The 10,894-nt window shown below is 75.9% G+C and carries 8 protein-coding genes and 1 pseudogene; 5 read left to right on the top strand and 4 right to left on the bottom strand.

From position 1 onward, the window contains the following. Nucleotides 1-316: 316 nt before the first annotated feature. Nucleotides 317-1,180, top strand: a pseudogene (locus AB8Z75_RS26600) (LysR family transcriptional regulator); the annotation flags it as partial. A 242-nt stretch (nt 1,181-1,422) separates the two neighbouring features. Next, a complete protein-coding gene (locus tag AB8Z75_RS26595) occupies nt 1,423-2,325 on the top strand; it encodes a serine hydrolase (protein WP_369206255.1) in 903 nt (300 codons plus the stop codon). Nucleotides 2,326-2,353: 28 nt separating this feature from the next. Here the strand turns inward: AB8Z75_RS26595 and AB8Z75_RS26590 are convergent, their stop codons facing one another. Beyond that, entirely contained in the window at nt 2,354-3,103 is a 750-nt protein-coding gene (locus AB8Z75_RS26590; RefSeq protein WP_369206259.1) for a TSUP family transporter, read from the bottom strand. A gap of 413 nt (nt 3,104-3,516) precedes the next feature. On the opposite strand from AB8Z75_RS26590, the gene crtI reads away from it, so the two are divergent. Genes crtI through AB8Z75_RS26575 form a run of 3 tightly spaced genes read left to right on the top strand, consistent with a single transcriptional unit; the run spans nt 3,517 to nt 7,311 of the window. Next, the gene (gene crtI, locus AB8Z75_RS26585; protein ID WP_369206253.1) at nt 3,517-5,076 is read left to right on the top strand and encodes a phytoene desaturase family protein; all 1,560 of its coding nucleotides are present in this window, start codon (nt 3,517-3,519) and stop codon (nt 5,074-5,076) included. Beyond that, nucleotides 5,063-6,271, top strand: coding sequence for a phytoene/squalene synthase family protein (locus AB8Z75_RS26580; protein WP_369206251.1), 1,209 nt, complete (start codon nt 5,063-5,065; stop codon nt 6,269-6,271). The genes crtI and AB8Z75_RS26580 overlap by 14 nt, the downstream gene beginning before the upstream one ends. Next, on the top strand, nt 6,268-7,311 hold the full coding sequence (locus AB8Z75_RS26575) for a DUF5914 domain-containing protein (protein WP_369206249.1): 1,044 nt from the start codon (nt 6,268-6,270) through the stop codon (nt 7,309-7,311). Before AB8Z75_RS26580 ends, AB8Z75_RS26575 begins: the two co-directional genes overlap by 4 nt. Before the next feature lie 24 nt (nt 7,312-7,335). Here the strand turns inward: AB8Z75_RS26575 and AB8Z75_RS26570 are convergent, their stop codons facing one another. From AB8Z75_RS26570 to AB8Z75_RS26560, 3 genes are read right to left on the bottom strand one after another with little or no spacing between them, the layout of a single operon-like run. Then, nucleotides 7,336-8,886: an FAD-dependent oxidoreductase gene (locus tag AB8Z75_RS26570; RefSeq protein ID WP_369206247.1), complete on the bottom strand. Its 1,551-nt coding sequence runs from the start codon at nt 8,884-8,886 to the stop codon at nt 7,336-7,338. Next, nucleotides 8,883-9,614, bottom strand: a complete 732-nt coding sequence (locus AB8Z75_RS26565; RefSeq protein WP_369206245.1) for a class I SAM-dependent methyltransferase — start codon at nt 9,612-9,614, stop codon at nt 8,883-8,885. Before AB8Z75_RS26565 ends, AB8Z75_RS26570 begins: the two co-directional genes overlap by 4 nt. After that, nucleotides 9,611-10,837: a lycopene cyclase family protein gene (locus AB8Z75_RS26560; protein WP_369206257.1), complete on the bottom strand. Its 1,227-nt coding sequence runs from the start codon at nt 10,835-10,837 to the stop codon at nt 9,611-9,613. The genes AB8Z75_RS26565 and AB8Z75_RS26560 overlap by 4 nt, the downstream gene beginning before the upstream one ends. Nucleotides 10,838-10,894 lie beyond the last annotated feature (57 nt).

The following is a 10,894-nucleotide window of genomic DNA, read 5'->3' as shown; positions in this document are numbered from 1 at the left end:
GGTGAGGCTGTGCGGGCCCGTCACTCACGGACCTTCCGGAGGCATCGACACCCATGCGAACGACCACAGCCCGACGCACCTCCTTCGCGGCGCTCTCGCCGCACGCGGTGAGCGGCAGGACGAGCGCCAGCGCGCCGAGCGCCGCGAAGGAGGTGCGTCGGGCTGTGGTCGTTCGCATGGGTGTCGATGCCTCCGGAAGGTCCGTGAGTGACGGGCCCGCACAGCCTCACCCGACACCGGCCATGCCGTCCAAGACGCGATCGCGCGAACTCATGCGCAATCCGCATGGCAGCGGCGGCGGCATAGAGTGGCGGGCGTGGATCTGGTGGGTGCGTGCCGAGCGTTTGTGCAGGTGAGCGAGCGCGGCAGCTTTACGGCCGGGGCGGCGGCTGCGCGCATGTCGCAGTCGGTCGCCAGCCGTCGCGTCGCCGCGCTCGAACAACACCTCGGTGAGCGGCTGTTCGAGCGGAGCTCGCGCAGGGCGCGGCTGACCCCGTTCGGACGCTCCCTGCTCCCGGCCGCCCGCCGCCTGGTGCTCGCCGCCGAGGAACTGGAACACGAGGCGGCGACCGCCCACCAGCGGCCCGTACCCCTGGCCGTGCCCGACACCTGCCCCACGCCCGGCCTGGCCCGCCTCGCCGCTGCCGCCCGCAGCCTGGGCATGGTCCTCGACCCGCGTACGGCGGCGCCTGCCGAGCGCCCGCACCTGGTCCGCTCCCAGCAGGTGCGGGCCGCCCTCGTCGCGGTGCCGCCCGACCAGGCACGCTGGTCGGTACCGCTCGGTCTCGCCACGGTCGCCGAGCCCACCGGGCGGCGCCTGTTCCTGGAGGCCCTCCGCCCCCGCCGCACCCGGCGCGGGCGGCCCCGGCGGGTGTGGGTCCAGCCCGAGGACGACGTACCCCACGTCCGCGACCGCCTCACGCGCCTGGGCGACTCGGTGGGTCTGCTGCCCACCCAGGTGTCCGTCGCCACCAGCCTCACCCAGGCGGCGGCCCAGGTGCTCTCGGGCGACGACCTGCTGCTGTGCTCACCCGTGCAGGCACAGGAGTTCGCTCTGCACTGGCGTCCCCTCGGCGAACTCGACATGGAGCGCACCTACGGTCTCCTCGCCGCGGAGGAGGGCGACGCCGAACGGCTCGGCGACCGCCTCGGTGACGCTCTCGCCCACTGCCTGGGCGCCGGAGCGGAACCCGCGGGAGCGGAATCCGCCGGAGCGGAACCCGCCGAAGCGCGAGCGGCCGGAGCGGGGCCGGCCGCCGACCGTACGCAAAGACGCAGACCGCCGCACTCGCGCGGAACCCCGGCAGCGGGACGGGCCGGGCAGACCTCCCCCGACACGGCGACGACCCACACGCCGGCCCCCCACGCACCGACCACCCGCACACCGACCACCGAGCCGAAGGACGAAGGGACGACGCGCACATGACGGCCGAGGGACTGCTCCGCACGCTGCGCCAGGATCTGCGCGACGGCGGCCTGTTCGGCTCGTTCCTCGTGCGCGATCTCCACACCGGGGACGAGGTCGGTATCGAGCCCGACATCGAACTGCCCGTCGCCTCCCTGGTCAAGTTGCCCCTGGCGATAGCGACGCTCGAACGCGTCCGGCGCGGCGAGCTGGCGGGGGACAGGGCGCTGGAGGTGAGGCCCGGACGGATCACCCGGCCGGGGCCGACCGGACTGACCCGGTTCCGGCACCCGGCCCGGGTCGCCGTCGACGACCTGCTCTACCTGGCCACCTCCCTCAGCGACAACACCGCCGCCGACGCCCTGTTCGGCCTCACCCCGCCGGCGCGCGTGGACGCCATGCTGGGAGAGCTGGGGCTCACCGGCATCGCCGTCCGCCACACGATGGACGAACTGACCGACACCCCCGTCGAGCGCCTGCGCACCCAGGAGGCGCACCTGGCCCACTCGCTGGCCATCGACGCGGGCACCGTCGGGCGCGGCCACCGGCTGCCGCAGCTCGACGTCACCCGCGCCAACACCGGTACGGCGCGGGCCTTCACCGACCTCCTCCAGGCCCTGTGGACCCCCTCTGCCGTGCACCCGGAGGTGACCGCGCGCCTGCGCACGCTGATGGGGGACAACGTGATGCGCCACCGGCTCGCCCCCGACTTCAGCTCCGACTCCTCGTCCTGGTCGTCCAAGACGGCGACGCTGCTCAACCTCCGCCACGAGGTGGGCGTCGTCCAGCACGCCGACGGTGCCGTCTACGCCGTCGCGGCCCTGACGGAGTCCCGCGTCCCGGCCGCCACCCAGCCAGGGGCCGAGGCCCTCATGGCGCAGGTGGCCCGCGAGCTGCGGGACCACCTGCGGCACGGCTGAGCCGCCGCCGATCCGGTGGCGCCCGCGGTCAGTTCGCCCACCACTGGTCGTGGGCGAGCTTCCCCACCAGGGCGACGACCGTCACCAGAAGGACGCCGCGTACGAAGCCGCTGCCCCGCTTGAGCGCCATGTGGGCGCCGACGAACGCGCCGGTCATGTTGCACAGGGCCATGACGAGAGCGAGGCCCCACAGCACCGTGCCCTGCCAGGTGAACATGGCCAGCGCGCCGATGTTGGTGCAGACGTTGACGACCTTCGTGGTGGCCGAGGCGTTGACCATGTCCATGTTGAGGAGTGCCACCAGGGCGATCACCAGGAAGGTGCCGGTCCCGGGCCCCAGCAGCCCGTCGTAGAAGCCGATGCCGACGCCCGCGACGGCGAAGGCGCTCAGCACCCGGGCCCGGGTCGCCGCGCCACCCGGCGCGTGCCCGAAGTGGGGCCGCAACACGACGAACGCGGCGACCGCCAGCAACAGCACGATGATCAGCGGACGCAGTACCGCGCTGTCCACCCCGGCGGCGAAGAACGCGCCGCCGAGCGAGGCGAGCGCCGCGACGAGGCCGAGCCGGGCCGCGAGCCGCAGGTCGAGCGGGGTCTTGCGGGCGTACGTGACCGCCGCGGCCGAGGTCCCCACCACGGCGGACGCCTTGTTGGTGCCCAGCGCCCAGGCGGGCGGCAGATGCGGAAGCGCGATCAGCAGAGCGGGCAACTGGAGCAGGCCACCGCCGCCGACGACGGCATCGATCCAGCCGGCCAGGGCGGCGGCCACGCACAGCATCGCGACCGTCGTGAACGATATGTCATACACGGATGTGAGCAGTCCTCGTCATCAGCGCGGCGGCCGGTGCGAGCCACGGCGGCGCCGCTGAGTGGAGTGGCTGCCCCGCGCGGCGCGGGCTCACCGGTGCGTCAGCCCGCCTGCTGCGGGGCCGCCCCAGCATCGCAGACCCCCCTCCCGCTCGTACGTACGGCCGTTCGGGTAGCCCTCGGCTGCCGGGCCCTCGCACGCCGGAGCGGTCACGGCGCGGGCACCCCCGTCGCGTGATCGACTGGCGGACGGCGCCGCGCCCGCGTGCGACGGCGCCGCCGAGCACACGAGGGAAGGGCCGCGATGCGCCGCAGCGCGACGAAGCGCCACCCGCAGGGACCAGCCGCGCGTGCCGCGGCGCACCGGCGCACCGGAGCCGTGCGGTGAAGGGCGTGCCGGGCCCCACCGACCACGTCGTCGTGGTCGGTGCCGGCCTGTCCGGGCTGTCCGCCGCACTGCACCTGCTCGGCGCCGGGCGGCGGGTGACGGTCCTGGAGAGCGCACAGGGCCCTGGAGGCAGGGCAGGACGCCTCGAACGCTCCGGATACCGGATCGACACCGGACCCACCGTCCTGACGATGCCCGAGCTGGTCGCCGACGCCTTCGCCGCCGTCGGCGACAGCCTCACCGACAGACTCGACCTCGTCCCCCTCCGCCCCGCCTACCGGGCGAGCTTCGCCGACGGCAGCCGCCTGGACGTCCACAGCGACGCCGCGGCCATGGCGGCCGAGGTCGCCCGCTTCGCCTCGCCCGAGGCCGCCGACGGCTACCTTCGGCTCCGCGACTGGCTGCAACGGCTCTACCGGATCCAGATGCGGCGCTTCATCGACGCGAACTTCGACACCCCGCTCGAGCTCCTCCACCCCGACCTCGCGCGCCTGGCCGCGCTGGGCGGCTTCGGCAGGCTGGACAACCGCATCACCCGCTTCCTGCCCGACGACCGGCTGCGGCGCGTCTTCACCTTCCAGGCGCTGTACGCGGGCGTCCCGCCCCAGCGGGCGCTGGCGGCCTACGCCGTCATCGCCTACATGGACACCGTCGCCGGCGTCTACTTCCCCCGCGGCGGCATGCACGCACTGCCCCGCGCCATGGCGGACGCGGCGCGCGACGCGGGAGCCGACCTGCGCTACGGGCGGCGCGTGCGGAGCATGGAGCGGTCGGGGCGGCGGGTGAGCGCCGTCCTCACCGACGACGAGCGCGTCCCCTGCGACGCCGTCGTCCTCACCCCCGACCTGCCCACCTCCTACGCCCTGCTCGGACACCGGCCGCGCCGCCCGCTGGCCCTGCGGCACGCGCCCTCGGCGGTGGTGCTGCACCTGGGGACCGACCGCACCTGGCCGCAACTGGCGCACCACACCCTCTCGTTCGGCGCGGCCTGGCAGCGCACCTTCCGGGAACTGACCCGCCAGGGCCGCCTGATGAGCGACCCCTCCCTGCTCATCACCCGCCCGACCACCACGGACCCCGCGCTGGCTCCTGTGGGGCGGCACCTGCACTACGTCCTCGCCCCCTGCCCCAACACCGACCTCGGCCCCAGCGCCCGGCAGTGGCGCGACCTGGCCCCCGGCTACCGCGAGGCGCTGCTGGGCCACCTGGAGCGTCGGGGCCTGAGAGGCATCGCCGACTCGGTGCACGACGAGCTGATGGTGACCCCCGCCGACTGGAGCGCCCAGGGCCTCGCCGCGGGCACACCGTTCTCCGTGGCGCACACCTTCGCCCAGACCGGCCCCTTCCGGCCCCGCAACCTGGTGCGCGGCACCGACAACGCCGTCCTGGCCGGCTGCGGCACCACGCCAGGTGTCGGCGTACCCACCGTGCTGCTCTCGGGCAAGCTCGCCGCCGCCCGCCTCACGGGTGCCCCCTCCGGAACGGCCGGCCGAGCACCGCGCAGCACGGCCGGGTCCCGCACCGCAGGAAGGCCCCTCGCCCATGACGGAACGTGAACTCGACGCCGCGGGCATCACCGGCGCGGCCCTCCGCGACGCCTACCGGGTCTGCCGCCGGCTCAACGCCCGCCACGGCAGAACCTACTTCCTCGCCACCCGGCTGCTGCCCCCCGACCGCCGCCCGGCCGTCCACGCCCTCTACGGCTTCGCCCGCTGGGCCGACGACATCGTCGACGACCCGGACGTCCGCGACGGCCCCGAATCCCCCGGCGATTCCGAATCCCCCGGCGAGCCCGAAGCCCCCGAAGCCCCCGGCGATCCCGCGAGCGCGGACCGGCGCCTGGCCGCCCTCGACGAGATGGACAGCCACCTGGCCTCCGCCCTGCGCACGGGCGTGGGGACGGGCACGGGGACGGGCACGGGCGAGGGTACAGGCGCGGGCGCGGGCGCGGGCGCAGGCGCGGGCACGGCTGCGCCGCCTGTCGTCCGCGCCCTCGCCCACACCGCGGCCCGCTACGCCATCGACCACCGGCACTTCGCCGACTTCATGGCGTCCATGCGCAGCGACCTGACCGTCACCCGCTACCCCACCTACACGGACCTGCGCCGCTACATGCACGGCTCCGCCGCCGTCATCGGACTGCAGATGCTGCCGGTCCTCGGCACCGTCGTCCCCCGCGAGGAGGCCGCACCGCACGCCGCCGCCCTCGGCGTCGCCTTCCAGCTGACCAACTTCCTGCGCGACGTGGGCGAGGACCTCGACCGGGGCCGCGTCTACCTGCCCGAGGACCTGCTGGGTTCCTTCGGCGTCGACCGCGCGCTGCTGCGCTGGAGCCGCGACACCGGACGCGCGGACCCCCGCGTCACCGCGGCCCTCGCCGCGGCGCTCGACCTCACCCGCGGCGTCTACCGGCAGGCCCGCCCCGGTCTCGACATGCTCGACCCGCGCGCCAGGCCCTGTATCAGGACCGCGTTCGTCCTCTACGGCGCGATCCTCGAGACCATCGCGGACAACGGCTTCGACGTGCTGCACCGCAGAGCCGTCGTGCCGCGTCGCCGCCGTGCCGTCCTCGCGCTGGACGGCTTCACTCGCGTCGCCGCTGTACGGCTGCGCGCCGCGCACGGAAACACCTGCGCCGTCACGGAATCCGGAAGCCGCGGCGGCACGCCGACGCGCCGCCCGGGCCCGCGCCGCGCGCGGCACCACCCGGCCGCCCTCGCCCCGTACCCCCAGCTGATGGAGGCACCATGACCGACGGTGCGCCGCCCGCGCCCCCACGCACCCGCCGCACTCCGCTGGCCCTGCGCCGGCGCGCGGTCCCCTGGGAGCGCCAGCGGCCCACCTGGCGCGCGGCACGGCCAGGGCTCATCGAGGACGCGCTGCGCCGCGCCGGCAAGCGGCCCTCGGGCAACTGGTACGTCCTCGGCGCGTCCCGCGAGATGACCCGGGGGCGTCCACTGGGCCGGACCGTCGCCGGAGTGGAGGTCGTCGCCTGGTACGACGCGCAGGGCAGGATCCGCGCGGGAGCCGGCGCCTGCCCGCACCTGGGAGCGCCGCTGAGGGACAGCCCCGTGCGCTGCGGGCAACTGGTCTGCCACTGGCACGGCATGGCCTTCGACGGGCGGCCGAGGCCCGGCTGGGAGCCGTATCCGGCCTACGACGACGGGGTACTGGCCTGGGTGCGGCTCGACGGGGCGGGCGGCGAGGAGCCCACCGAGCGGCCCGTCGTGCCCACCAGGCCGCGGCCTGGCCGCTCCGTGGCGGCCGTGCACACCGCCGTCGGCCGCTGTACGCCCGACGACGTCGTCGCCAACCGCCTCGACCCCTGGCACGGCGCCTGGTTCCACCCGTACTCCTTCGTCGACCTGACGGTGGTCAGCACCCCTGACGAGGCGCCACCGGACGGGGCGCCGGGCGGCGAGGTGTCCGACGGCTTCGTGGTCGACGTCTCCTTCAAGGTGGCGGGGCGCGCGGTGGTGCCGGTACGGGCCGTGTTCACCGCACCGGAACCGCGCACCGTCGTCATGCACATCACCGCGGGGGAGGGCCGGGGCTCCGTCGTCGAGACGCACGCGACCCCGCTGGAGTCCGAGGCGTCCGGCGAGCCCCGCACCCTGGTGACCGAGGCGGTCGTGGCGCACTCGCCCCGCGCCGGGTTCGCCCTCGCCCGCGCCTGCGCCCCGGTGGTGCGGGCGCTGCTGCGGACGGGCGCCAGGCGGCTGTGGCTCGACGACCTCGCCTACGCCGAACGCCGCTGGCACCTGCGCAGCACCCGCCGCTTCCCCGGGTGAGGGAAGCGCCCACACGGCGGTCTCTCAGCCCAGCCGCGCCAGTGCCCGCAGCGGCACCGAGCGGCCACGCCGCGGCACCGTCCACAGCGTCTGTCCTGCCACGCCCCAGCCCTCCAGCAGCGCGTTGGCGGCGAGGAATCCGCTGGTGGCCGCCCGTTCCATCAGGGCCACGGGCAGCCCGGTGCGCACCAGGTCCCCGGCGACGACCACACGCGGGTCGCAGGTGCGGACGGTGGGCCGGTCGCGGTAGCCGCCCACGGGGAAGAGGGGGCAGTCGGCCCGCCACTCGTGCACCTCGTCCACGGCCCGCGCCGCCCCCGTCTCCGGGTAGACGCGGGCCAGTTCGGCACGGAGCCGCTCCTGCGTCCGCCCGCGGTCGGCGGCCGGGTCGAGCGCGTAGGCGTGCAGCTCGACCACGGAGCCGCCGGTGCGCGCGGCCCAGCGTGCCGCCTCGCCCTCCCAACGTTCCAGCACGCTGACGTTGTCCAGCGGCCCGTAGCCGCTCGTGCCCAGGAAGCCGGGCCGCTCGCCGGCCACGGGACGGTCCAGCCACAGCCGCGAGACCAGGAAGGGCGGCGCCGTGCGCAGCCGCCCCACCCGCGCCCGCCAGCCGCTGTCGGCCAGCTGCCCGGAGGCGTCGGCCAGCGTGCGCAGCCCCGCGGTGTCCAGCGCCAGCACGGCCGCGTCGTACGCCTCCTCGCCGTCCCCGGTGGCCATTGTCAGGCCGCCGCCCGACGGCCGCACCTCGTGGACAGTCTCACCCGTCCGCAGCTCGACGCCCAGCTTGTCCAGGTAGCGTCCCAGCGGGTCCCACAGCGCCTGCGGGTAGGGCTCCTCGGGTACGTCGAAGAGCAGGCCCTCGCTGGAGCCGAGGAAGTAGATGTGGAACATCAGCGCCATCTCGGCCGCCGACAGCTCGCCCGGGTCGGCGAAGAAGCTGCGGGAGAAGGCCTCGAACGCCAGGTGGTGCGCCGCCTCGGGGAACCGGATGGCGGCCAGCAGCGCGCGGGCGCTGGTGGCGTCGAGGCGCTCGTACACCTCGGGCACCCGCACGTCCAGCAGGGGCAGGGCGGCGCGGGGGCGCATTCTGGCCAGGTCACGCGCGCCGAACGTGGGGCTCAGCGCCGCGAATCCGAGCGCGCTGTAGGGCGGGGTGCGCGGGACGTGCGCGAAGCTGTCGGACAGTCCGTCGCTGTGCCGCAGGGGGTAGTCGGGCAGGCCGCGCAGTGTCGTCAGTCCGGGATCGATGCGCCGCAGCAGCCCGCGCAGGTTGTAGTACTGGCGGAAGAACGCGTGGAAGCCGCGGCTCATCGTCGCCGCTGAGCCGTCGCCGAGGCGCACGGTGCGGCCCGCCAGCCGTCCGCCCAGTGCCTGTTCCCTCTCGTACAGCGTGACCCGCACGCCCCGCTCGGCCAGCCCTGTGGCGGCCGCGAGTCCGGCGATGCCGCCGCCGACGACGGCCGCCCGGGGCGCGGGCTCCGCGCAGCGCGTCCTTCCGGGCGCCGGGCGCAGCACGCACGCCCGCCGGTCCCGGCCCCGCCGCGCGCCCGCGCCGCGGGCGCTCCCGGCGGTCACCGGGCCACCGCCGGGAGGGTCTCGGGCACCGAGCCCGCGAACGTGTGCACGATCCCCGTCTGCCAGCCGGGCACCGGCAGCACCCGTACGTCCGAGAACCCCTGCCGGGCCATCCGCGCGGCGAACGCCTGGGCGGAGTCGAACGAGCGGACGGACAGCGCCAGGTGGCGGTAGAGCCGCGCGTCGCCGCACAGGGCGCCGAGCGGGCGGACGATCCCGCCGCACACGGCCTGCCACACCGCGCGGTGGGCCGGGCTGCCGCCGAGCGCGTACTCGTGCACCGCCAGCCGCCCGCCGGGCAGCAGCAGGCCCCGCACCGTGCGCAGCACCGCGTCGGGGTCCGTGACGTTGCGGAAGAGGTAGGCGGCGAACACCGCGTCGAAGGGGCCGGTGACCCCGGCCGCTTCGAGCTCCTCGGCACGGGCGTGGACGAAGGAGACACCGGCGCTCCACCGCTTGGTCGCGGCCCGCTCCAGCATCCCGGCCGACGCGTCCACCGCCACGATCTCCGCCAGGGGAACCGCCTTCGCCAGCGCCGCGGTGGAAGCGCCCGTCCCGCACCCCAGGTCCAGCAGCCGCAGCCCCAGCCCGTCCCAGGGGAGCGCCAGGCGCCGGGCCGAGCGGCGCAGTTGGGCGTGGTAGCCCGGGTTGGCCGCGACCAGCCGGTCGTAGGTGGAGGCCGCGTGGTCGAACGCGGCGGACAGCGCCTGGTCGCGCAAGAGCGTCATGGGAGCCTTCCGGCGGGGGATCGGGTCGGCGTGCGGCGCAGCAGCGGCAGCTCCGCGACGGTGTGCAGCATGGGCCGCAGGGGGGTGCGCAGGCCGAGGGCCACCTCCTCGGCCGGGGTGCTCGCACCGTCGAGGAAGCGCAGCAGCCGCCGCGCGGGAACGGCGTCGAACAGCCGGGTGAAGAACGCGGGCCCGTCCAGCCGTCCGCTGTGCAGGGCCCGCAGCAGCACCGCGTCCATCGCCAGCGCCCGGCGCGGATAGGCGCGCGGCGGGAGCGGCGTGCGGCCCCGGGCCAGGGCCGCCGCGATGTGCCGGGTCTGGCGCTGGATCGCCGCGAAGGTGTACCCCGTGGAGGGCCTGGTCGCGCCGCCCGCCGTACCGATCCGGAAGACCGAGGCGCCCGCCCGCCGGGCGAAGTGCCCGTCCGTCATGGGGATGATCCCCTGCTCGACGCCGGTCACCTCGTAGGCGCGCAGCCCCAGGACGTCCCGCGCGTACCGGGTGAGCGCCTTCTCGTAGCCGGCGTCGTCCAGCACGGCGGGGGAGAACTCGGTGTACTCCACGAGGGCTTCGGTGCGGCTGCACGGCAGCAGGTAGCAGAACGAGAGGCCGCTCGCGGGCTGGGGCGTGCGGAAGTCCATCAGTTCGGCGACACCCGGATCGAAGACGGCGGCCGGGGCGCGCACCAGCAGCCCGCGGAAGTGCTGCACCAGCCGCGTGCGCGCGCGGGGCAGCCGCGCGGGTGGCCGCGAGTCGAACACCCAGCGCGCGCGGACGGCCAGAGCGCGGCCGTCCTCGGTGACCCCGCGGACGAGCGCGCCACCGGGCACGTCGGCCACCTCACCGACGCGGGCGACCAGGCGCCGCAGCCCGGGGTGGCCCTCCAGCCGGGGGCGCACGAGCGCGGCGAAGTCGGGCGAGCGCAGCATCTTGTACCGCAGCGGCGCGGGCCGGGCCGTCACGGCGCCGCCGTCGTGGCCGCGTACCCGCAGCCGCCCCCACGAGGCGGTGAGGGCGCTGTCGAACTCGCCGCCCGGCGCCTCCCAGTAGCACCAGGTCCGCTCCGGGGGACGGCACGGGCCGAGGGGCGCGTCGAGGAGGGTGACGTCCGGGCGCACCGCGGCCGGCAGTCCGCACAGCCGCCAGGCGAGCGACAGCCCCGAGGCGCCCGCCCCCACGATGGCGACGTCCGTCGCGCGCGCCGTGTGCCCGTGGTAGCCCACCGTGTTCCGTCTCCGTCCCGTCGGCCCGCCCCAGTGTGCGTACCAGCGGTAGCGGCG

This window comes from Streptomyces sp. PU-14G, from assembly GCF_041028275.1.
Lineage (GTDB): Bacteria > Actinomycetota > Actinomycetes > Streptomycetales > Streptomycetaceae > Streptomyces.
This window is presented reverse-complemented; position numbering and strand designations above follow the sequence as displayed.

Excerpts from the sequence above, each read along its gene's own strand:
- AB8Z75_RS26595 (WP_369206255.1), top strand. The coding sequence starts at position 1,423 with ATGACGGCCGAGGGACTGCTCCGCACGCTGCGCCAGGATCTGCGCGAC.
- AB8Z75_RS26590 (WP_369206259.1), bottom strand. The coding sequence starts at position 3,103 with ATGCTGTGCGTGGCCGCCGCCCTGGCCGGCTGGATCGATGCCGTCGTC.
- AB8Z75_RS26580 (WP_369206251.1), top strand. The coding sequence starts at position 5,063 with ATGACGGAACGTGAACTCGACGCCGCGGGCATCACCGGCGCGGCCCTC.
- AB8Z75_RS26575 (WP_369206249.1), top strand. The coding sequence starts at position 6,268 with ATGACCGACGGTGCGCCGCCCGCGCCCCCACGCACCCGCCGCACTCCG.
- AB8Z75_RS26565 (WP_369206245.1), bottom strand. The coding sequence starts at position 9,614 with ATGACGCTCTTGCGCGACCAGGCGCTGTCCGCCGCGTTCGACCACGCG.